Annotated in this window: 20 protein-coding genes and 2 tRNA genes; 4 read left to right on the plus strand and 18 right to left on the minus strand. The window is 45.1% G+C overall.

From position 1 onward, the window contains the following. Positions 1–159 precede the first annotated feature (159 nt). Positions 160–606 carry a hypothetical protein gene (locus R7Q46_RS07650; RefSeq protein ID WP_318077429.1) on the plus strand — a complete coding sequence of 149 codons (447 nt, stop codon included), beginning with the start codon at positions 160–162 and terminating at the stop codon, positions 604–606. 62 nt (positions 607–668) lie between these two features. On the opposite strand, the gene R7Q46_RS07655 is transcribed toward R7Q46_RS07650, so the two are convergent. Both R7Q46_RS07655 and R7Q46_RS07660 read right to left on the minus strand, forming a co-directional pair. Next, positions 669–1172, minus strand: coding sequence for a GNAT family N-acetyltransferase (locus tag R7Q46_RS07655; RefSeq protein WP_005380119.1), 504 nt, complete (start codon positions 1170–1172; stop codon positions 669–671). Continuing rightward, a complete protein-coding gene (locus R7Q46_RS07660; RefSeq protein WP_053306794.1) occupies positions 1156–1683 on the minus strand; it encodes a ubiquinone anaerobic biosynthesis accessory factor UbiT in 528 nt (175 codons plus the stop codon). The genes R7Q46_RS07655 and R7Q46_RS07660 overlap by 17 nt, the downstream gene beginning before the upstream one ends. 363 nt (positions 1684–2046) lie before the next feature. On the opposite strand from R7Q46_RS07660, the gene R7Q46_RS07665 reads away from it, so the two are divergent. From R7Q46_RS07665 to R7Q46_RS07675, 3 genes are all read left to right on the plus strand, one after another. Then, positions 2047–4086: a bifunctional diguanylate cyclase/phosphodiesterase gene (locus R7Q46_RS07665; protein ID WP_005380112.1), complete on the plus strand. Its 2040-nt coding sequence runs from the start codon at positions 2047–2049 to the stop codon at positions 4084–4086. Positions 4087–4219: 133 nt separating this feature from the next. Then, positions 4220–5233 carry a ubiquinone anaerobic biosynthesis protein UbiU gene (locus tag R7Q46_RS07670; protein ID WP_005431919.1) on the plus strand — a complete coding sequence of 338 codons (1014 nt, stop codon included), beginning with the start codon at positions 4220–4222 and terminating at the stop codon, positions 5231–5233. 20 nt (positions 5234–5253) lie between these two features. Then, on the plus strand, positions 5254–6132 hold the full coding sequence (locus tag R7Q46_RS07675) for a U32 family peptidase (protein ID WP_165401628.1): 879 nt from the start codon (positions 5254–5256) through the stop codon (positions 6130–6132). A gap of 53 nt (positions 6133–6185) precedes the next feature. On the opposite strand, the gene R7Q46_RS07680 is transcribed toward R7Q46_RS07675, so the two are convergent. The 16 genes from R7Q46_RS07680 to ftsH form a co-directional block, all read right to left on the minus strand. Beyond that, positions 6186–7532, minus strand: a complete 1347-nt coding sequence (locus tag R7Q46_RS07680; RefSeq protein ID WP_130545030.1) for an MATE family efflux transporter — start codon at positions 7530–7532, stop codon at positions 6186–6188. Positions 7533–7656: 124 nt separating this feature from the next. Next, complete coding sequence (locus R7Q46_RS07685) at positions 7657–8079, minus strand: MarR family winged helix-turn-helix transcriptional regulator (RefSeq protein WP_005394653.1); 423 nt, start codon at positions 8077–8079, stop codon at positions 7657–7659. Between the two features lie 99 nt (positions 8080–8178). Beyond that, positions 8179–9099, minus strand: a complete 921-nt coding sequence (gene nlpI / locus R7Q46_RS07690; RefSeq protein WP_005380101.1) for a lipoprotein NlpI — start codon at positions 9097–9099, stop codon at positions 8179–8181. Between the two features lie 178 nt (positions 9100–9277). After that, complete coding sequence (pnp, locus tag R7Q46_RS07695) at positions 9278–11413, minus strand: polyribonucleotide nucleotidyltransferase (RefSeq protein WP_005380098.1); 2136 nt, start codon at positions 11411–11413, stop codon at positions 9278–9280. A gap of 292 nt (positions 11414–11705) precedes the next feature. Further along, positions 11706–11975: a 30S ribosomal protein S15 gene (rpsO, locus tag R7Q46_RS07700; protein ID WP_005380094.1), complete on the minus strand. Its 270-nt coding sequence runs from the start codon at positions 11973–11975 to the stop codon at positions 11706–11708. A 141-nt stretch (positions 11976–12116) separates the two neighbouring features. After that, the gene (gene truB, locus R7Q46_RS07705; RefSeq protein WP_005380088.1) at positions 12117–13070 is read right to left on the minus strand and encodes a tRNA pseudouridine(55) synthase TruB; all 954 of its coding nucleotides are present in this window, start codon (positions 13068–13070) and stop codon (positions 12117–12119) included. Continuing rightward, positions 13070–13465 carry a 30S ribosome-binding factor RbfA gene (gene rbfA / locus R7Q46_RS07710; protein ID WP_005380087.1) on the minus strand — a complete coding sequence of 132 codons (396 nt, stop codon included), beginning with the start codon at positions 13463–13465 and terminating at the stop codon, positions 13070–13072. Before rbfA ends, truB begins: the two co-directional genes overlap by 1 nt. A gap of 114 nt (positions 13466–13579) precedes the next feature. Continuing rightward, positions 13580–16291, minus strand: a complete 2712-nt coding sequence (gene infB, locus R7Q46_RS07715; protein WP_005380086.1) for a translation initiation factor IF-2 — start codon at positions 16289–16291, stop codon at positions 13580–13582. Positions 16292–16313: 22 nt separating this feature from the next. Then, positions 16314–17801 carry a transcription termination factor NusA gene (gene nusA / locus R7Q46_RS07720; protein ID WP_005380084.1) on the minus strand — a complete coding sequence of 496 codons (1488 nt, stop codon included), beginning with the start codon at positions 17799–17801 and terminating at the stop codon, positions 16314–16316. Between the two features lie 36 nt (positions 17802–17837). Next, positions 17838–18293 carry a ribosome maturation factor RimP gene (gene rimP / locus R7Q46_RS07725; RefSeq protein ID WP_005386424.1) on the minus strand — a complete coding sequence of 152 codons (456 nt, stop codon included), beginning with the start codon at positions 18291–18293 and terminating at the stop codon, positions 17838–17840. 225 nt (positions 18294–18518) lie between these two features. After that, positions 18519–18595, minus strand: a tRNA-Met gene (locus R7Q46_RS07730). 56 nt (positions 18596–18651) lie between these two features. Continuing rightward, positions 18652–18735, minus strand: a tRNA-Leu gene (locus R7Q46_RS07735). 16 nt (positions 18736–18751) lie between these two features. After that, positions 18752–19090: a preprotein translocase subunit SecG gene (secG, locus tag R7Q46_RS07740; protein WP_005380080.1), complete on the minus strand. Its 339-nt coding sequence runs from the start codon at positions 19088–19090 to the stop codon at positions 18752–18754. A 220-nt stretch (positions 19091–19310) separates the two neighbouring features. Further along, positions 19311–20651, minus strand: coding sequence for a phosphoglucosamine mutase (gene glmM / locus R7Q46_RS07745; protein WP_005388992.1), 1341 nt, complete (start codon positions 20649–20651; stop codon positions 19311–19313). 19 nt (positions 20652–20670) lie between these two features. Beyond that, entirely contained in the window at positions 20671–21501 is an 831-nt protein-coding gene (folP, locus tag R7Q46_RS07750) for a dihydropteroate synthase (protein WP_017820419.1), read from the minus strand. A gap of 52 nt (positions 21502–21553) precedes the next feature. Further along, on the minus strand, positions 21554–23527 hold the full coding sequence (ftsH, locus tag R7Q46_RS07755; RefSeq protein WP_017635895.1) for an ATP-dependent zinc metalloprotease FtsH: 1974 nt from the start codon (positions 23525–23527) through the stop codon (positions 21554–21556). Between the last annotated feature and the right edge of the window lie 59 nt (positions 23528–23586).

The raw sequence follows: 23586 nt of genomic DNA on the forward strand, positions 1-23586 counted from the left end.
TTTCCGTCACCTATTTGAACGAGGGCAATCCTATCAAATTATCGCGATTATACCTAAAGGACTTCAAGGAACACCTGAACACAATGAGATGATTTGGATATTCCTGAACATAGCGTTTTGCCAACGGCCACACATTGGGTATGACATATGAGGTACATTATGAAATTCTTAAATACGCTACTACTTTGCACACTGGTAGCCGCCACCAGCGTGAGTGTTTTTGCTAATAACAGCGATGAGTGGGAGCTGATTGCAACGAAAACCGTTAACTTTCATACAGAAACAGATACCGTGACACCAAATATCCTATTCCGAAACCGAAGCTTCAGTAAAATAAAACTAAAATGTGTGCAAGGAACGGTAGACATGAATGGTTTAAAAGTCGTCATGACAGATGGTAGTGAGAAAAAGCTTTCCTCTATGGGCGTACTAACAAGCGGATTGTCGACTCGTGCCTGGAGCCTTCCAGGTACAAAAGAAGCCAAGCTAAAACGGATTGAAATGACTTACAGTAGCTGGGGAAGCACAAAACTTAGCCTGCTAGGGGTAAGTAAAAAAGCGAAAATAGAGGTCTGGGGCAAAAAGAAAAGTAACCAGTCATCCTAACCTCCCTATCTCAGTTTTCAGTGAATAAGAAAGAAGCCCACTTAGTCGTGGGCTTCTTTCATTTACAGTTCAGAGAACTCTGGCGCATAGTCTATGCGTCCGGAGCGTCCAGCACATTGACCTTCGACCAACTCTGCGACTCGAAATGCACCTTTAGGGACATCCCAAGCACATTCAAAGCCCATCTCGTCGCATGATTGAAAACCCTGGCGCGCGTAATAATCAGGATCGCCCAACACCACACACACTGGGTAACCAAAATCACGCAGTGAATCAAAACCTTCTTTGATCAACTCTGCAGCGATGCCTTGGCGACGGTAATCTTCATGAACAGCTAATGGCGCTAGCCCTTGCCATGACAAATCTTCACCATTTAAGGTCACAGGGCTAAATAAAGCATGGCCTATCACCTCTCCCTCATCTGTACACGCGACTAAGGAAAGCGTGAATTTGCTGTTTTCGCGCAAACGCATCACAAGCTCAGCTTCAGCTTCCGTCGGGAAGGCGTGTTTCAATAAGCGGTCAATGGTAAGAATGTCCGCTGGGGCTTCAGTTCGAATAAGCATTCGCTACTCCGGTTGGTTGTGCAGGCGCTTGAACTCCTTTCTGAACAAAATCAGCCAATTGATTCAAAGCGACTTGCATTGCTTTCGGTAACTGCTCTAAGTCGACACTGTCCATTAAGTTTTTCACTTCTAAGCCAAGCTCAGTATCACCTTCAATTGAAAGGCGACGTTGGAAGAACAGTGTGTCAGGGTCTTCTTTACGACCAGCAATCAGTACTAGGTCGTTTAGATTACCACTAAAACTCACATCTTCCTGAACTGGTTTTTCAGCTACCACCAATTTTTCGTCTTGATAGCTGATGTACCATGCTAAGTTCAAGTCTTTAATCGCAACTTTTAACCACTTGTCTTCAAGGAACTCAAAGTCACCATCTTCCAAGGCTTCTTTAAACACCATTTTTAGCCCTTCCAGCAACGCTTTTTTCTGAATTGGCTGTGGTAATAACTGGACTGGAGAACGCAAAATGTTAGCTGCGTTCTTTACTAGTTGACTGCGAATCTTGTTTAACACGTTCATTATCCGTTACTTTGTCATTAGGTTGCTTATATTAAGCAATCGTGGCGATGAGATTACTGTTATGTATCAATAAAGTGCTTATTTTAGATTGGTGGTTTATTGTTCACTAACGCTTCTTTTTTTGAACTTACGTGTATTATTGATGCGAACAGGTGGATAAACACTTTTACAACCGTATTTTCAAAGTTATAGTTATCTGAGCGTATCCATGTGATTGTCGACTGCACAGCTAAAACCGCGAGCCCTTTAATGGCAAGTAACACTTTGGTTTGGTGGTAGACCGCCGCAGGCTTATCAGGGTGTCGCTTTTTATACACGGACGAATAATCTGGCTCATTGGAGATCGGTAATACCCTAATGCCTTCCCAGCAATTAAAACATTGGTTTGCCACGCTAACCTCAAATAGCCCTTTCTTCTTTGCCATTCTTGATAAAAAACACAATTATCGAATGGTAAGTGACCGTTACTGCGATATCGCAGGTTTAAGTCATGAGGAAATCGTCGGCTTAAACGATTGCCAAGTGCTGGGTGAACAGTTTTATAAGAAGCTTGCACCATACTATCAGCGCGCGTTCAAAGGGGCACATGTCGAAGCCGAAATCACGCTCGATGAAACCGACCTTGAAACCAGTCTTCACTTTAGTCTTTCGCCAGTTTTTGAAGGTAACGACATTCGCTTTGTTGTTTTTCACGCTGTCGATACTTCAGAAAAGCAGATACTCGTTCGCTCCTTAGAAGAGTCCGAAAGTAAGTTTGCGAAGTTAACACAACTGCTACCAGACGGCTTACTGCTTATCGAAGATGATATTGTCATCTCTGCGAACCCCGCATCAGCGCGCCTTCTCGGACTTAACTCTCCTCATGAATTGTTGGGCGAAGAGCTAAGTCGTTTATTCATCGATGAAAACAGTAAAAAGGTATTTAGTCATCGATTGAGTACTTTAATTTCTGACAAACCTTTTGTCTGCTTAACCAGCGCAAGATGCGGCTTTGAACGGAAAGTTCAGCTACACGCGGATTCCACGGCGATATTAGGTAGCGAATCTCAAATTATCCTAATCCAAGATGCTGATGATGCGCCCAAAAACCTGTCTTCTGCATCGAATGAAGACATACACATTGACTCGCTCACCAAACTCTACAACCGCTTTGGCTTCACCAAACGTTTGGAACAGCTGATCAAAAAGCAAACACCGCTTCTGGTGTTCTATTTGGATATCGATAACTTCAAAAACATTAATGACTCACTTGGTCACCATATTGGCGATAAAGTGATTCAAGAGGTATCGGCCCGTCTTAAACGGTTACTACCAAACCAAGCGATTATTGGTCATTTGGGTGGCGATGAGTTTGGCGTCATTCTGCCGGAGCCAGAAAATACCCGCATGGCTGAAATTTTGTCCGATCGCATTATCTCGTTGATCAACCAACCTTTCGACTTGCACCACTTCAGCAAACGCCTTGCCTGTTCAATTGGTAGCGTTCGATACCCTGAAGACGGACAAGATGCACGAATCCTACTACAAAATGCCGATACTGCGATGTATGAAGCCAAAGATCGTGGTAGAAATCGTCTGATCAAATTTAACGATCAAATGAACAAAGAAGCGCGTATGCGTTTGTGGCTTGAAATCGAACTGCAAAAAGCATTGCAGCAGAACGGTTTGGAAGTGTGGTATCAACCTAAGGTTAACGCGCGAGACTTCAGTATCAACGGCGCAGAAGCGCTCGTTCGTTGGAAGCATCCAGTCGAAGGGTACATTAGTCCTGGCTCATTCATTCCTGTCGCCGAGCGCGCTGGGTTAATCGAACACCTTGGACGTGTCGTGATGCGTGATGTTTTCAATACGGTAAAACGTTGGAAGCAACAAGGCATACTGCCAGGCCGTGTCGCCATCAACCTCTCTCCCGAGCAATTTGGCAACCCACAGCTGATCGACTTTATGGAAAAGCTGCTTCGCACTACCGAGCTTGATCCAAGCTGCATTACCTTCGAGCTAACCGAAAGTGCCGTGATGAGTGATAGCGAACATACACTGCAAATGTTGAATGCGATTAAAAAGCTTGGCTTCGCTCTCTCTATCGATGACTTTGGTACCGGCTACTCTTCTCTTTCCTACTTAGCGCGTTTCCCTATTGACGAGCTAAAAATCGACCGCGCTTTTATTAATGATATCGACACACTACCGAAACAAGTCACTGTGATTGAAAACATCATTAATCTGGGTAAGTCGCTCGACTTAACTGTCGTTGCCGAGGGGGTGGAAACCCACCAGCAAGCTACTTTGCTCTCTAACCTTCAATGTAATGCGATTCAAGGATTCCATTTTTATCGCCCGCAGCCAAAACATGAAATTGAAGAGCTGTTTGTACAGAATCGTCGTCACAAGAACTAACCCCGACCCGATACCCTTACTCGCAAGGGGTAAATATCGACTTTATTGAGCTAAACCTAACTTAGGTCAATTTCGCTATTCATAATTCTTCATAAAATGCGGACACCTTTTTATTCTCAATGATTGTGAGCATATGGAACTCTTGTGTCCCGCGGGTAACCTGCCTGCGTTAAAAACTGCGATTGATTGCGGTGCCGATGCCGTCTACATTGGTTTCAAAGATGATACCAACGCCCGTCACTTTGCTGGTCTGAACTTCAACGGCAAGAAGCTTGAAAAAGCGGTGCAATACGTTCATGACCGCAACAAAAAGATCCACGTTGCATTAAACACGTTTGCCCACCCAAATGGTTTCGAGCGTTGGACAAATGCGGTCGACAATGCCGCAGCCTTGGGTGTGGACGCACTTATCGTGGCTGACATTGCGGTACTTGAGTACGCTGCTCGCAAATACCCAGAACTTGAACTGCACCTTTCTGTACAAGCATCAGCGACCAACGTTGCAGCGGTAGATTTCTACAAGCAAAACTTCAACGTAAAACGTGTTGTACTGCCTCGCGTATTGTCTATCCATCAGGTAAAACAGCTTTCACGCAACATCACTAGCGATGTCGAGTTAGAAGTCTTTGCTTTTGGTAGCCTTTGTATCATGTCTGAAGGTCGCTGCTACCTATCGTCATACATGACAGGCGAGTCTCCAAACACTGTGGGAGCATGCTCTCCAGCTAAGTACGTTCGCTGGCAAGAAACAGAAAATGGTCTGGAGTCCCGCCTTAACGACATTTTGATCGATCGCTACAGCGCTGGTGAAAATGCGGGCTACCCTACCTTGTGTAAAGGTCGTTTCGAAGCTGAAATCGAAGGCGAGAAAAAACGCTACCACGCACTGGAAGAACCAACCAGTTTGAACACCCTCTCTATGCTGCCAGAACTATTTGCTGCAAATGTGGCTTCTGTAAAAATTGAAGGTCGCCAACGTAGCCCTGCTTACGTAGAACAAGTCACTCGAACATGGCGAGCCGCGATTGACCGTTACCAAGCAAACCCAGAAGCTTACCAAGTCGAAGCGGCTTGGGATGCCGCATTGGCAAACGTGTCTGAAGGTACGCAGACCACACTTGGTGCTTATCACCGCAAATGGCAGTAGAGGTTAAGATGGATAATTCAATGAAATACGCGCTTGGCCCGCTGTTGTACTTCTGGCCAAAACAAGACATCGAAGCGTTTTATGAACAAGCGAAATCAAGATCCGCGGACATCATCTATCTTGGGGAAACCGTATGTTCAAAACGTCGAGAAATGAAGCCTTCGCATTGGCTTGAAATCGCAAAAGAGCTGTCTGCATCTGGCAAGCAAGTGGTGCTATCAACGATGGCACTACTAGAAGCTCCGAGTGAAGTAAACATAATGAAGAAGTACATCGACAACGGTGACTTCGCGATTGAAGCAAATGACGTATCTGCTGTTCAATTGGCATCAGAGCATAAAGTGCCTTTCGTCGTTGGCCCTGCAATCAATACTTATAACGCACACACGCTCAACTTATTTTTGAAGCAAGGTATGATGCGTTGGTGCATGCCTGTCGAGCTCTCTCGCGAATGGTTAAACGATACTTTAGTTCAGTGTGACGAGCTGGGTATTCGTAACAAGTTTGAAGTTGAGGTATTTAGCCACGGTTATTTACCTTTAGCGTATTCCGCTCGCTGTTTCACAGCCCGAGCTGAAAACCGAGCGAAAGACGATTGCGAAACCTGCTGTATCAAATACCCTACGGGAATCCAGGTCAGTAGCCAAGAAGGGCAAGAAGTCTTTAACCTTAACGGCATTCAAACACAATCAGGGTATTGTTATAACCTGATCAATGACTTACCAAGTATGCAAGGCCTGGTTGATGTGGTCCGATTAAGCCCTCTCGGTGTGAGTACACTTTCTGAGTTAGAGCATTTTCGCTCAAACGAGCACGGCGACAACCCTGAAAAACTTGAAAGCCGCCAATGCAATGGCTATTGGCATCAGCTAGCTGGCTTAGAAGTAAAAAACATTTAGCTCCCCAAAAAAGAAAAGCGAGGCCCAACCTCGCTTTTCTCTATCAGCCATTGTTAACAGGCTTGCACTGTTGGCTCAGCCGAAGTTTCATTAAGCAGCTTTTTCACATCTCGCCACAACATACTGATCACGACCAAACTCAATGCAATGTTAGACAATGGGAAAGCTAACCAAATGCCTGTCACGCCGAAAAGTTTCGGCATAATGAATAAGAATGGCAACTGGACCAGCATGTTGCCTAGTGTTACAAACATGGCTTTGCTGCCTTTGTTTACTGATTGATAGTACGCGGCCGCCACAACTAAAAAACCATCTAAGAACAACGCAAACATGTGTAAACGAATCCCGATCACCGTGCTATCAATCAACTGTTGGTCTGCATTATTAAACACCGAAACCAGTTCGTACGGGAAAAGGTTCATCAAAACAACGAACGCCACCCCACCAAGCACAGATGTCCCCATCGCGACCTTTAATAACTTTCTAATGTTATCCTGATTACGTGCACCGTGGTTGAAGCTCACTAAAGGCTGCATACCATTCGCAATTCCTTCGGCTATCAGATAGTAAACCGTCACGATGTACCCCAAAATCGCGTACGCTCCGATCAACATTGCACTTCCGTATTGAGCAAATAACGCGTTGTGCAGTGCCACCATCACAGAGCCGTAGGCGTACATAAAGAAACTTGATGTACCTATCATGATAATCTTTGGTGCAGCATCAACCTGAACTTTGAAGTCGCGGATACGAAGGCGTAATGTTGCTTTTGAAGTAAAGAAGTAACCAATACCGAGCACAGTGACCACTAATTGTGCAAGTGCAGTGGCAATAGCGGCTCCGGTTAACTCCCACTCCAACCAAGCAATAAATACGTAGTCTAATACGATGTTAATAACGGCACCGATGACCATCAAAATCGTTGCTAAGTTCGGGCTGTCGTCATTGCGTAACAGAAACGGAACCGCGATAGAACCCAACGTGAATACGCACGCGACAATCAGAATATGCAAATATTGCAGCGCAAGTTCAAACACTCGCCCTTCCGCTCCTTGCCAGCGAATAAATTCATCCGAAAACAAGAACAATATTGTAGCAACGATTGGCATCAATGCCGCTAACAACGTCAATCCGGTCGTTAGGATTCGCTTAGCACCTTCATGATCATTCTCTCCTTGCTTGATCGAGGTCAGTGCACCAGTCCCCACCCCAATCATCATTCCTATACCGAGGATCGAACCGATAATAGGCCACGCAACATTGATCCCAGCTAATCCGTCAGCGCCAACATAACGGCCAATAAAAATGCCATCAACTATTTGATACAAACCGTTTACGAGCATTGCTGCGACGGTTGGAATCGTATATTTCCAAAACTGTCTATAAATTGAGTTTTGCATGACTGTCACCAGTAGTTAGCAAAGCTAACCATTTAATTAGCAAGGCTAACTAAATGGTTAAATTAAATAAAAGAAAAATGAAACACCAAAGGCTAATGCGTACAGCGGAGGCCTTTGGTTTAGTTTAAAATGACTTATTGCTCAATGCTTTATTCAGTAAAGCTTGTAACTGCTCAGCTTCTTGCTGATTTAATTGTTGCATCATTTGTTCAGAGATATCTTTGTACACTACCTGCTCCAAAGACATTTTTTCTGCGACTTCTTCTGTAAGCAACACACGCTTAGCACGAGCATCCTCATTACATGCGATGCGTTTCACCAAACCCTTTTTTTCCAGACGCACAACCATTGTCGACGCGGAAGGCTTAGTCACTTGCAGCTCTTCTGCAAGATCGGTTATTCGCACACCCTCAGGGTAAACCTGAATCACACGTAAATAATCGAACTCATTAAAGCTTAGATGTGATAATGGATCTTCTTTGGCATAGACACGCCAAGCTTTGGCGCAAAAACGCTCTAAATCAATCAAGCTTTCTTCTAATGCCATAAAAGCCACCACCACTTAGTTAGCAAGACTAACTATTTTAAATGAGTCACTCATCAAGTTCAATCATAAAAAAAGCCGCTCTCATCGAGCGGCTCTAAATCATTCAATTTCCAGCTTCTTGGCAGCCTTTAACTTGGCCAATCTATCTTGCTGTAATTGATCGTAGATTTGCGCCAATTCCAAGAAAGAATAGCGATGCTCAACATAATCGTAAACGTTGAACGAAATCGCGAGCTTATAAAGTGAGATGGCACTTGCGATATCACCTTCAAGCTGATTACGCTTTCCAAGGTAGAAATACGTTTCCGTCAATCGTTCAGCTAGGCGATAATTCTCTCTTGTTCCATCCATAATTGCTTTAAGCGCGTCTTCGTCCGAGACGTCTCGCAGCATGATAGCAACAAGAACCCACCCCCACTCTTCACTACGATCTCGTAAATAACGCTGTTGAAGATTGGCTTTTGCTTGCTCTGGATTTTGCTCAGCTTCGATGATGTACAGCCATAATGAACGAAAAGGATCCGTTGGCATTTCTTGATAATGCTTGGTCATATCTTCTAAAGCGAGATCGATTCGGCCACCATAATACAGTGCAATCGCACGGTTGCGCTCAGCATAGGTATTATCAGGAGCCAACTCTATGGTCGAGTCAAACGCTTCATATGCCGCATCAAACTCTCCTACTTGGGTAAAGTATACTCCCAAAAGATTGAAGATGTCCGGCTGAGCAGGATTCAACTGCAAAGACTGGTTAAAGTCCAAACGGGCAAGATCACGTAAACCAACGCTGTCGTAGTAGCTACCGCGCTCATAATGCATTTTAGCGCGCACTTCATCACTAAGGTCGGGACGTTGTAGCAACTGCGAGAGACGCGCGATTTGTACTTCTTGTTGAACACTAGGCTGAAGTGGCACCGCCATCGGTGGATATAACCACTTTTGTGCTGATTGTTGAGAAGTATTTGCACAACCGGTCAGCGCGATAGCAACACATAAAATTGCGGTTTGAAACCATTTCACTAATTGATACTCCTGTTTGGACCGCTCAAGATTTATTTCTCTTAATGCAATATAGGCGATAACCTCGTTTGAGGTTAATACATCGAAACAAACCAAAAAAGGGGAGCGAAAATGCTCCCCTTTTATAACATGCTTTCAGGCCCTTAATCTAATAAAAGGCTGAAAGTCTCATTTTGTCTTACTCGTCTTTAGCAGCTGGTGCTTCAGCAGCAGCTTCTTCAGCTGGCTTTTCTACCGCTTCTTTCATGCTTAGACGTACACGGCCTTGGCGGTCGATTTCAAGAACTTTAACTTGAACTTCTTGGCCTTCAGCTAGGTAGTCAGACACTTTCTCAACACGTTTTTCGGCGATTTGAGAAATGTGTACAAGACCATCTTTGCCTGGAAGAACCGTTACGAATGCACCGAAGTCCGCTAGACGTGCAACTTTACCTGTGTAGATACGGCCCACTTCAACTTCAGCAGTGATCTCTTCGATACGGCGGATAGCTTCTTTCGCAGCAGTGCCTTCAGTTGCCGCAATCTTGATAGTACCGTCGTCTTCGATTTCGATAGTTGTACCAGTCTCTTCAGTTAGAGCACGGATAACTGCACCACCTTTACCGATAACGTCTTTGATCTTCTCAGCGCTGATCTTCATCGTGTGAATACGCGGAGCAAATTCAGAGATGTCTTCACGAGCACCAGAGATTGCTTCATCCATTACAGATAGGATGTGCTTACGTGCGCCTTGAGCTTGGTTAAGCGCAATTTGCATGATTTCTTTAGTGATGCCTTCGATCTTGATGTCCATTTGAAGTGCAGTGATACCAGTGTTAGTACCTGCTACTTTAAAGTCCATGTCACCTAGGTGGTCTTCATCGCCAAGGATGTCAGAAAGTACAACGAAATCGTCACCTTCTTTAACAAGACCCATTGCAATACCAGCAACAGATGCTTTGATTGGTACACCTGCGTCCATAAGCGCAAGAGAAGTACCACATACTGAAGCCATTGAAGATGAACCGTTAGATTCAGTGATTTCCGATACAACACGTACTGTGTATGGGAACTCATCAACAGAAGGCATTACTGCAGCAATACCACGCTTCGCCAGTTTACCGTGGCCGATTTCACGACGCTTAGGAGAACCTACAAAACCAGTTTCACCTACACAGTATGGAGGGAAGTTGTAGTGCAGTAGGAAGTGATCTTTACGCTCACCAGTTAGCTCATCGATGATTTGAGCATCACGCTGAGTACCTAGCGTTGCCGTAACGATCGCCTGAGTTTCACCACGAGTGAATAGCGCGCTACCGTGAGTACGAGGAAGAACACCAGTACGTACATCTAGTGCACGAACCATGTCTTTTTCACGGCCATCGATACGAGGGTTACCTGCAATAATACGGCTACGTACTACTGTCTTCTCTAGATCATGGAAGATAGTGTGGATTTCTTTTGTGTCTGCTTCAGGATCTTCAGCAAGAAGAACTTCATTTACTTCCGCAGCGATCTCATGGATGCGGTCGTAACGAGCCATTTTCTCAGTAATTTGGTAAGCTTCAACAAGTTTAGCTTCTGCTAGATCAGCAATCTTATTTTTAAGCGCTGTGTTCTCTTCAGGAGCAACCCAATCCCAAGCAGGAGTTGCAACTTCTGCTTTGAATTCGTTGATAGCTTGAATAGCAACTTGTTGTTGGTCATGACCATAAACAACCGCCGCTAGCATTTCTTCTTCAGTTAGGTTGTCCGCTTCTGACTCAACCATCAGTACTGCTGACTCTGTACCTGCAACAACAAGGTCAAGCTTAGAAGTTTCTAGTTCAGTTTGGCTAGGGTTAAGTACAAGCTGACCATCGATATGACCAACACGCGCCGCACCGATAGGGCCGTTGAATGGAATGCCAGAGATAGCAAGAGCAGCAGAAGTACCGATCATTGTAACGATATCTGGCTGAACATCTGGGTTTACAGACATTACTGTCGCGATAACCTGAACTTCGTTTTTAAACGCGTCTGGGAATAGCGGACGGATTGGACGGTCGATTAGACGAGCTGTTAGCGTTTCGCCTTCAGAAGGACGACCTTCACGTTTGAAGAAGCCGCCTGGAATTTTACCCGCAGCGTAAGTACGCTCTTGGTAGTTAACCGTTAGTGGGAAGAAGTCTTGACCTGCAACGGCTTCTTTTTTACCTACAACAGATACGAATACAGACGTATCATCCATTGTGACCATAACTGCTGCTGTAGCTTGACGTGCAATAACGCCAGTTTCTAAAGTAACTGTGTGGTTACCGTACTGGAACGTTTTAACAACTGGTTTTTCGAACATTGTTATTCCTTGTTTCTAATCTTCCTTTAGTGCTTAAAGAAATCTTAGATGTGTTAATTGACACTCAAGGCATTACGAATCGCGACTAGTAAAAAGAAACTCGGAAATTCCTTTTGAATAGTCGCGACCTTTTGGTCGACGTGGTTGACTGTAATGCTATGAGCTTTTGAGAAAACCTCTTACAAGGTTTAGCCGCCAGTATTATAACGGCATAAGTCTAATTTGGCTAAATTTAGGCAACAAAAAAGGGGCATAAAGCCCCTTTTTAGACAAACTGCTATGCAGTCGCTGATTAGCGACGTAGGCCTAGACGTTTGATTAGGTCTTGGTAGCGAGCTAGGTTTTTACCTTTTAGGTAATCTAGAAGCTTACGACGACGAGAAACCATGCGTAGAAGACCACGACGGCTGTGGTGATCGCCTTTGTGCGCTTTGAAGTGACCTTGTAGGTGGTTGATAGAAGCTGTAAGTAGAGCTACTTGAACTTCTGGTGAACCAGTGTCGCCTTCGCCTTGTGCGTATTCTGCAACGATTGCTGCTTTAGTTTCTGCATTCAGAGACATAATTCTCTCCTAATAAGAGTAGGTTTAAAGTTGTAGCAGCCAATCTCTGATTCAGCCGCTACGCGAAGCGCGGATTATAGGGAAATTTCCTATCTCGTGCAATATAAAAATACCGACACTCAGGTCGGTATTTTCAATCATTTACTTGGATGCAACGTCATCTCGGAACACGACCAATCGCTTAGGAGCGATTTTGCCATCTTCGTTCATTTCGCCAACGCCAATAAACAAGCGTTCTTCACCCATAGTAAGGCGAAGTGAGCCCTCAGTCGGAGCACCAAATACTTGAACGGGCTGTCCATGTTGGACCATATTCGCCAGTTCAGGCACCAAGTTGACTTCTGGTAAGTCTTCTACCGCTGTATCCATTGGCAAAAGCAGTGGGTCCAGTAGCTCTCGAGGCGCTCGTTCCTCGCGGTGAGCTTGCTCTAGCAACTCATTTAGTTGCTCAAGTGTTACCATATTCTCGTAAGGGTATTTAGCAACACCAGTACGACGAAGCATAGTTACGTGCGCACCACAACCTAACATTTCGCCCAGATCATCAACGATAGTACGAATATAGGTACCTTTAGAGCAGTGCACTTCCATCTCTACTTCATCGCCTTCAAAACGGTGAAGAACAATCTCATATACCGTGATCTTACGAGATTCACGCGGAACTTCGATGCCTTTACGAGCGTATTCATACAAGGGTTTACCTTGATACTTCAACGCAGAGAACATGGAAGGTACTTGATCAGATTCACCACGGAACTGATCGATGCACGCTTCTAGCTTGTCTAACGTAACATCGACTGGACGCGTCTCTACAACTTCACCATCCGAGTCAGATGTATTGGTACGTTCACCCAGCTTTGCGATCACGCGGTAGCGTTTATCAGAATCAAGAAGAAACTGAGAAAATTTTGTCGCTTCACCCAAGCAAATTGGCAGCATGCCTGTCGCTAATGGGTCCAAGGCTCCAGTGTGGCCTGCTTTCTCGGCAAAGTAGATTCGCTTTACTTTTTGCAGTGCATCATTGGAAGAGATACCTGTTGGTTTGTCCAACAGTATAACGCCATTAATTGGACGACCTTTACGACGACGAGCCATTATTCTTCGTCCTCACGACCAGAATCTTTTTGCTTTTGTTTGTCTGAACTAACGACTTCAGACACTAGGTTAGACATACGCATACCTTCAACAAGCGTATTGTCATAGTGGAAGCGGATTTCTGGCGTTAAACGTAGACGAATACGCTTACCTAACATCATGCGAATGTGCACTTCGTGCTCACGTAGCGCTGCTAGACATGATTCAGGTGTTTGCTCACCCACACATAGGAAGGTCACAAATACTTTTGCGTAAGCTAGGTCACGAGAGACTTCTACGTCTGAGATCGTCACCATGCCAAGGCGAGAGTCACGAACTTCACGTTGAAGGATCATCGCTAGTTCTTTTTGCAGCTGCTGTGCAACGCGCTGCGTGCGGCTAAATTCTTTTGACATATCTTTACTCTTATATAGAAAGAATGGGGGGTTGGTCAAAGCCAGCCCCCCATGGTGTATTCAACAACCAATTACTACTTATCTTTCAAAGACAATATTAGTAATTTTAGTCAATTAGTCTAGAGTACGTTTAATTTCAACGATTTCGAAGACTTCGATTTGGTCACCAACGCGAACATCATTGTAGTTCTTAACGCCGATACCACATTCGTAGCCATTCTTAACTTCTTGAACGTCATCTTTGAAACGACGCAGTGACTCTAGTTCACCTTCGTAAATAACAACGTTATCACGTAGTACACGGATTGGGTTGTTACGCTTGATCACACCTTCTGTAACCATACAACCAGCGATAGCGCCCAGTTTCGGTGACTTAAACACGTCACGAACTTCAGCAAGACCAATGATCTCTTGCTTGAATTCTGGAGCAAGCATACCGCCCATTGCTTGTTTCACTTCATCAATCAATTGGTAAATGATTGAGTAGTAACGTAAGTCAACAGCTGCGGCTTCTACAGCACGGCGAGCAGAAGCATCTGCACGAACGTTAAAGCCAAGGATGATTGCGTTTGAAGCTTCCGCTAGTACTACGTCAGTTTCCGTAATACCACCAACACCAGAACCAACGATGTTCACTTTAACTTCGTCAGTAGATAGCTTAACTAGTGAATCTGCGATTGCTTCGACAGAACCTTGAACGTCTGCTTTAAGTACAACGTTAAGTTCAGCAACTTCACCAGCAGTCATGTTAGAGAACATGTTCTCTAGTTTAGATTTCTGCTGACGAGCAAGTTTCACTTCACGGAACTTACCAGCACGGTAGTTAGCTACTTCACGCGCTTTACGCTCGTCACGAACTACTGTTGCTTCATCACCTGAAGATGGTACACCTGAAAGACCTAGGATCTCTACAGGGATAGATGGGCCAGCCGAAGTAATTTCTTTACCTAGCTCATCACGCATTGCACGAACACGGCCGTATTCTTGACCACAAAGAACGATGTCGCCTTTGTTTAGTGTACCTGATTGAACAAGTACTGTTGCAACTGGACCACGACCTTTATCTAGGCGAGATTCAACAACAACACCAGATGCCATGCCTTCAGCTACAGCTGTAAGTTCAAGAACTTCAGACTGAAGAAGGATTGCTTCTAGGAGACCATCGATGTTTGTACCCTGTTTAGCAGAGATGTGAACGAACATGTTCTCACCGCCCCACTCTTCAGGAATAACGTCGTATTGAGCAAGCTCGTTCTTAACGTTATCTGGGTTCGCGTCTTCTTTATCGATCTTGTTCACAGCAACAATTAGAGGAACGCCTGCCGCTTTCGCGTGCTGAATTGCTTCTACTGTTTGTGGCATTACGCCATCGTCTGCTGCAACTACAAGAACAACGATATCTGTCGCTTGAGCACCACGAGCACGCATTGCAGTAAACGCTGCGTGTCCAGGAGTATCAAGGAACGTGATCATGCCGTTGTCTGTTTCAACGTGGTACGCACCAATGTGCTGAGTAATACCACCCGCTTCGCCAGAAGCAACGTGTGTGCGACGGATGTAGTCAAGTGTTGACGTTTTACCGTGGTCAACGTGACCCATGATAGTAACAACTGGAGCACGTGGAACTGCTTCCGCGTTAGTGTCACGGTCAGATAGTACCGCTTCTTCCAGTTCGTTCTCTTTACGAAGAACTACTTTATGGCCCATTTCTTCAGCAACAAGTTGTGCTGTTTCTTGGTCGATCACTTGGTTGATAGTCGCCATAGCGCCCATCTTCATCATTACTTTGATAACTTCTGTCGCTTTAACCGACATCTTGTTAGCAAGTTCTGATAGAACGATCGTTTCGCCAATTACAACGTCTTGCTTAGCAACCGTTGCTGACTTATCAAACCCGTGCTGCATTGAAGTCGGCTTAGCAAGTTTGCCCTTACGACCTCTACCGCCACGTTGGTTGTTACGGCCACCGCGAGCTTGGTCGTCTTTACCCGAAGCTGCTTTTTTCTTCTTACGACGACCGCCTTCTACTTTGCGATCTGCTTCATCTTCGGCTTCACGTGCGTATTGTGAAGTCGTTACATGGTAATCTGTATCTTCCATATCACCCTTTTTCTCTTCTGCAGCAGACCAACGCTCTTTATTCTTTTCAGCCAATTCGCGAGCTTCTTCAAGCTTGCGCTGACTTTCCTCTTCAGCCTTACGCTTAGCTTCTTCTTCCTGACGACGTTTAAGCTCGTCGGCCTCTTTTCGCGCTGCTTCTTGCTTAATTTTCTCTTCAGCATCACGCTTTGCTTTTTCTTCAGCATTACGTTGTGCATTCGTATCTACGTCTCGCTTCGCTTTTTCTTCAGCTTCACGTTTCGCTTTTTCTTCCGCTTCACGTTTTGCAGCTTCTTCAGCTTCACGTTTCGCAGCTTCTTCAGCTTCACGTTTTGCAGCTTCTTCTGCTGCACGTTTTGCTGCTTCTTCTGCTTCACGTTGTGCTGCTTCTTCAGCTTCACGTTTCGCTTCATCTTCAATTGTGCTGCGCTTCACGTATGTACGTTTTTTGCGCACCTCAACCTGAACATTCTTACTCTTACCACCACCCGCGTTCACACTAAGTGTACTACGAGTTTTACGCTGAAGCGTAAGGCGAGTCGGCTCTGAATCACCTGATTTATCACCGTGTTCTTTCTTTAAATGAGAGAGAAGCTTCTGCTTCTCTTCATCAGTAACATTGTCAGAGCTCGCCTTTTTAATGCCAGCGTCAGCAAGTTGTTCAATCAAGCGGTCGACTGGCGTACCAATCTCATCACTCAGTGCTTTAACTGTTAATTGTGTCATGCCGCTTCCTCCTTGCCGAAAATTATGCTTCTTCGCCGAACCAACAGATGTTACGTGCGGCCATAATTAGCTCACCTGCACGTTCTTCGGTCAGGCCTTCGATACCTTCTAAATCGTCAATACCTTGGTCAGCAAGATCTTCCAGTGTCGCTACACCTTTCGCTGCCAATTTAAATGCCATCTCACGCTCAAGACCTTCAAGTGCAAGTAGGTCCTCAGCTGGTTCTAGACCTTCAAAAGACTCTTCTTGTGCTAGTGCGATCGTCGTTAGTGCATCTTTTGCACGTCCACGAAGCTCTTCGATTAGTTCTTCATTCAAACCATCGATTTCTAGTAGCTCGTTAACTGGCACGTATGCGATTTCTTCTAGCGTTGAGAAACCTTCTTCAACAAGAAGTTGAGCGAAGTCTTCTTCAATATCTAGGTACTTCATGAAGTTTTCAATAGATGCTTGTGATTCTTCAGCGTGTTTCTTCTGAAGATCAGCAACTGTCATAACATTCAGTTCCCAACCGGTTAGTTGAGATGCTAGACGCACGTTTTGACCGTTACGACCAATAGCTTGCGCTAGGTTGTCAGCTTCAACTGCGATGTCCATTGAGTGTGCATCCTCATCAACGATGATAGATGCAACATCAGCTGGCGCCATTGCGTTGATAACGAATTGAGCTGGGTTATCATCCCAAAGAACGATATCGATACGCTCCCCACCAAGTTCGCCAGAAACAGCTTGTACACGTGCACCACGCATACCAACACACGCACCTACAGGGTCGATACGTTTGTCATTTGTTTTGACAGCGATCTTAGCGCGAGAACCAGGATCACGTGCTGCGCCTTTAAGCTCGATAATATCTTCTGCGATTTCAGGCACTTCAACACGGAACAGTTCTGCCAACATTTCTGGCTTAGAACGAGTGATGAACAATTGGAAACCACGTGCTTCAGGCGCGACTTTGTAAAGAAGGCCACGTACGCGGTCGCCTGGACGGAAGTTTTCACGAGGAAGTTGGTCATCACGCAGGATTACCGCTTCAGCGTTATTACCAAGATCAAGCACGATTGTGTCACGGTTTACTTTTTTCACGACACCAGTGATTAGATCACCTTCATTGTCGATGAACTGTTCAACGATTTGTGCGCGCTCAGCTTCACGAACTTTTTGAACGATAACTTGCTTAGCAGTTTGAGTCGTAATTCGGTCAAACGTTACTGATTCGATTTCGTCTTCTACGTAGTCGCCAAGCTCGATTGAGTCATCTTCGTATTGCGCTGCTTCTAGTGAGATCTCTTTTGTAGGGTTCTCAACGTCATCAACAACTAACCAACGGCGGTAAGTTACAAATTCACCGGTTTTACGGTCAATGGCAACACGTACGTCGATTTCGATTTCGTATTTTTTCTTTGTAGAAGTTGCTAGAGCAATCTCAAGAGCCTCAAAGATACGCTCACGAGGTACCGCTTTTTCGTTCGATACCGCTTCTGCTACCGCTAAAATTTCTTTACTCATTATATTTAGCCTCTAAGCTTAAACTTTTTTAGGGAACTAAAATTTAGGGATCAGGTTAGCTTTGGAAATGTTACTTAGAGCAAACTCTTCTTGCTGACCGTCTACAGTAATTGTCACTGTTTCGCCATCAACACCGTGGATAATACCTTTCCACTTACGACGGTTTGCTACAGCCATTTTCAATACGATGCTGACCTCGTGACCAATAAATTGCTCGTAATGTGCTGCTTTAAAAAGTGGTCTTTCTAAACCTGGAGAAGACACTTCTAGGCTGTAAGCAACAGAAATTGGATCTTCAACGTCTAAAACTGCACTAACTTGGTGGCTAACTTCTGCACAGTCGTCTACGTTAATACCATTTTCATGGTCAATGTAGATACGTAACGTTGAGTGCGCGCCTGCACGAATGAATTCTAATCCAACTAACTCATAACCTGATGCCGCTACTGGCGCGTCAAGCATTTCAGTAAGTTGTCTTTCTAAACCAGTCATTTAACCACTCCAGAAACAAAAAAAGGGCTCAGAGCCCAATCAAAAAACCAAGCAGTATCTGAGCTATTTCAAAAAGCTCAGATAACAAAAAACCCCGATAGTCGGGGTTTTATGCTGCTGGACCCTGATACGTTAAGAATAGCCAACAATTGCTTTTCTTAACTCGTAGTGTGGTTAGCACTACGCAAACTTGCCAATCTACGATTTCCTTTTAAAGAAAGAGATTGGTTGCGGGGGCCGGATTTGAACCGACGACCTTCGGGTTATGAGCCCGACGAGCTACCAAGCTGCTCCACCCCGCGTCCGACTTGCTGAGCATTATACTCGCAAACAAGTGATTTACAAGTTTGTAAATACATGGTGCCGAGAGAGGGACTCGAACCCTCACACCTAAGGCACTAGCACCTCATGCTAGCGTGTCTACCAATTTCACCATCTCGGCATCAAAACCTTACAGCTTATTGAGGAATTTCATCACCCGCAGGGGCAGGAACTTCACTCGCTGCATCCTTAACTTGTTCAACAACTGGTTGACCTAACGTTGGGTCTACCCATTGTGATTCAGTCTGGTGCGTAGACATACGACCAAGTAACAAGCTAACGATAAAGAATACGGTTGCTAAAATAGCAGTTGTTCGGGTTAAGAAATTACCTGAGCCGCCAGCACCAAACACTGTGTTTGAAGCACCAGCACCGAACGAGGCTCCCATATCTGCGCCTTTACCTTGTTGAATCAACACAAGGCCAATCACACCAAGCGCTGCCAACAGGTAAATCACAAGTAGAACTGAAAACATTTTTTCCACCTATGTTCCAAATTGTTGAGCCAGCGCCGTTCAAAAGAATAAATCATTATGAACAAGGCTAGCGACCTCCTAACGGGAGGCGGAGCAATACTAGCGAAAGCCAGTAACGCTGACAAGGGAAAATTAGTAAAAAATCAATGCCAATGCGTTAAGCGCTCAAAAAAAGGGCAAAAGATGCCCTTTTCATTCAAGACATGCTTTAACGCAATGATTAACAACTTGCTTTAACAGCCTCAGCGATTTTCAATGCTGAGTGTTGAACTAGTTCACCATCTTCGCCTTCCACCATAACGCGGATCAAAGGCTCAGTGCCAGACTTACGCAGCAGTACACGCCCTTTATCACCAAGTGTCGCCTCTACTTCAGCGACAGCGTTTAATACAGCTGTAGCTTCAAGAGGGTTACTTTCTCCTGAGAAACGGACATTTTCTAAAACCTGAGGATATAATGTCATTCCTTGCGATAGTTCATATAAAGACATATCGCTGCCAATTACAGAAGCAAGTACTTGAAGTGCAGCAACAATCGCATCGCCGGTTGTGACTTTATCTAATAAGATCACATGGCCTGAGTTTTCAGCACCAATTTTCCAACCTTTTTCTAGCAGTTGCTCCATGACATAACGGTCACCAACAGCAGCACGTACAAACGGAATGCCTAGCTGCTTTAAACCATTTTCCATACCCAAGTTAGTCATTAGTGTACCAACAACACCACCCTTTAGCTCACCACGACGAAGTGCATCACGAGCGATGATATAAGCAATTTGGTCACCATCAACTTTGTTACCTAGGTGGTCGACCATAATGATGCGGTCACCATCACCATCAAATGCGAGACCAAGATGCGCTTGCTCTTCAACAACACGCTGTTGAAGAGCTCGTACGTCTGTTGCGCCCACTTTTTCATTAATGTTGATGCCGTTAGGCTCTACGCCCATAGCGATAACTTCTGCCCCAAGTTCTTTGAAAACATTTGGAGCGATGTGGTACGTTGCACCGTGCGCACAGTCTACTACGATCTTAAAGTTCGCAAGGCTCAACTCAGATGGGAAAGTACTCTTACAGAATTCGATGTAACGACCAGCTGCATCATTTAGGCGGGTTGCTTTACCAAGCTCAGCAGACTCCACACATTCAATTTCTTTATCTAACTCAGCTTCGATCGCCAATTCGATATCGTCAGGTAGCTTAGTACCCTCAGAAGAAAAGAATTTAATGCCGTTGTCGTAATATGGGTTATGTGATGCAGAAATCACAATACCAGCCTCGGCACGGAAAGTCTGAGTTAAATATGCCACGGCTGGAGTTGGCATGGGACCAGTAAATGTTGCTTTAAGTCCCGCAGCTGCAAGGCCAGCCTCTAGTGCAGATTCAAGCATATAACCTGAAATACGTGTATCTTTACCTATGATAACTTTCTTTGTGCCTTGTTTCGCTAGTACACGACCAGCAGCCCAGCCAAGCTTAAGTACGAAGTCTGGAGTGATTGGGTATTGTCCTACTTTACCGCGCACACCGTCAGTACCAAAGTAACGTCTTTCATTCGACATAAACTTTCCTTTATTATTTTTAAATATTGTTTTTAGTCATCTCAACAACTTTCATCGCTTCGATTGTCTCTTCAAAGTCATGCACGCGAATGATCTGCGCACCTTTCATCGCGGCAATCGTAGCACAAACAACACTTGCGTTCGTACACTCTGCCGCTGGCTTGTCTAACAGTTTGAAGATCATGGATTTACGAGACATGCCAGCCAAAATAGGCAGGCCGAATTCATGAAACTTTTCAAGATGAGCAAGCATATGATAATTGTGTTCGATTGTTTTGCCAAAGCCAAACCCAGGATCGAGAATCAGTTGAGATTTATCAATCCCTGCAGCTTCACACGCCGCGATACGTTCTTCTAGAAAAGCCGACACGTCCCCCATTAAATCATCATAATGAGGGTCAACTTGCATGGTCCTAGGTTGACCTTTCATATGCATCAGACAAATTGGAAGGTTTGCTTCTGCTGCGACTTCCAGAGCACCTGGCTCTTGCAGCGAACGGATGTCATTGATCAAATCAGCCCCAGCATCAATTGCTTGACGCATCACTTCCGCTTTACTGGTGTCAACGGAAATCCACACATCATACTTTTCACGAATGGCTTTGATTACTGGGACAACACGCCTAAGCTCTTCTTCCAAAGACACATCCGGTGCACCAGGTCTTGTCGATTCACCACCAACATCAACAATACTTACACCAGCCTTTATCATTTTATCAACTTGAGCAAGAGCAAGTTCAATTGAGTTGTATTTACCGCCATCCGAAAAGGAATCCGGTGTCACATTTAGAATAGCCATGACATGTGGACGCGAAAGGTCCAAAGATTTGTTATTTGCTGTAATCATCATCATAAACACAAAAACCCCGAGATAACTCGGGGTTTAATATTATCGATACTCTTTATTCAGAGTCTTTCTTTTCAGGCGCTTCGTTAGAAGTTGTTTCAGAAGAGCTAGGCTGTTCTGCATCTTTCGCAGTCTCCGTTGCTTCTTCTTTAACTTCTTGCTTTGCTTGAGGCTTGTCGCTGTCTTCTGGTTTGCTTGCTGAGTTATCACTCCAGCCCGCAGGCTCACGAATTTCAGCTTTGCGCTCCATTAAGTCATCAATCTGGCGAGCATCAATGGTTTCATACTTCATCAGCGCATCTTTCATCGCATGCATGATATCCATGTTCTCTTGAAGAATCTTCTTCGCACGATCGTAGTTGCGGTCAATGATCTGACGAACTTCGTCATCAATCAACTTCGCTGTATCGTCAGACACATGTTTAGTCTGAGTTACACTACGCCCTAAGAACACTTCGCCTTCATCTTCTGCATACAGCAGAGGGCCAAGCTTTTCAGAGAAACCCCATTGAGTAACCATCTTACGAGCAATATCTGTTGCGCGCTCGATATCATTAGAAGCACCGGTTGATACTTTGTCAGCACCGTAGATAAGTTCTTCTGCTAAACGACCACCGTACAAGCTAGAAATCATTGATTCTAGGTGTTGGCGAGACATACTCACGCGGTCCTGCTCTGGAAGGTACATTGTTACACCCAACGCACGACCACGTGGAATGATAGACACTTTGTACACTGGATCGTGTTCAGGAACCAAGCGACCAACAATCGCGTGACCCGCTTCGTGGTATGCGGTTGACTCTTTCACTTCCTCAGACATCACCATTGAACGGCGCTCAGCACCCATCATGATTTTGTCTTTCGCCAGTTCAAACTCAACCATAGAAACGTTGCGCTTGTTACCGCGCGCAGCAAACAGGGCTGCTTCGTTAACTAAGTTTGCTAGGTCAGCACCAGAGAAGCCTGGGGTACCACGTGCGATGAGAGAAGGCTCTACATCACCCGCTAGAGGGACCTTACGCATGTGAACTTTTAGGATCTGTTCACGGCCACGTACATCTGGAAGACCAACTACCACTTGGCGGTCAAAACGACCAGGACGCAGTAGCGCAGGGTCTAGCACGTCCGGACGGTTAGTCGCAGCGATAACGATAATACCTTCGTTACCTTCGAAACCATCCATCTCAACGAGCATTTGGTTTAGTGTTTGTTCACGTTCATCATGACCACCACCAACACCTGCGCCACGTTGACGACCTACCGCATCGATCTCATCGATAAAGATGATACAAGGTGCGGCTTTCTTTGCTTGTTCAAACATGTCACGCACACGAGATGCACCAACACCAACGAACATTTCTACGAAATCAGAACCAGAGATAGTAAAGAATGGTACTTTCGCCTCACCGGCAATGGCTTTCGCTAGAAGCGTTTTACCCGTACCAGGAGGACCAACCATTAGAACACCCGTTGGAATCTTACCGCCCAGCTTTTGGAAGCGGCTTGGATCGCGTAGGTAGTCCACCAGCTCTTTCACGTCTTCTTTTGCTTCGTCACAACCTGCAACGTCAGCAAAAGTTGTCTTGATTTGTTCTTCGCTCATCATTCGAGCTTTACTCTTACCAAAAGACATGGCGCCTTTACCACCGCCGCCTTGCATTTGACGCATGAAGAAAATCCATACACCAATTAGTAAGATCATTGGGAACCAAGAGATGAAGATAGTACCCAGCAAGCTTTGCTCTTCTGGAGGCGTGCCTTGTACTTTCACGTTTTGGTTAATTAGGTCATCTAGAAGCTTTTGGTCATACACTGGCATGTAAGTGACCATTTTGGCACCGCCGCCACGACGAACAAAGCTAATTTCACCGTCTTTAAAAGTTGCTTCTTGAATCTGGCCTTGGCCAACTTCCTGTACAAACGTGGTGTAATCCACGGTTCTGCCATTGCTTTCTCCAGGGCCAAAGCTCTGGAATACCGACATCAATACGACGGCGATAACAAGCCACAGAATTAAATTTTTTGCCATGTCACTCAAGGTGTAAGCCTCTCGATAACTAATTGTAATTAAAGGTAGGGTACTACAGT

This window comes from Vibrio sp. 811, assembly GCF_033339195.1.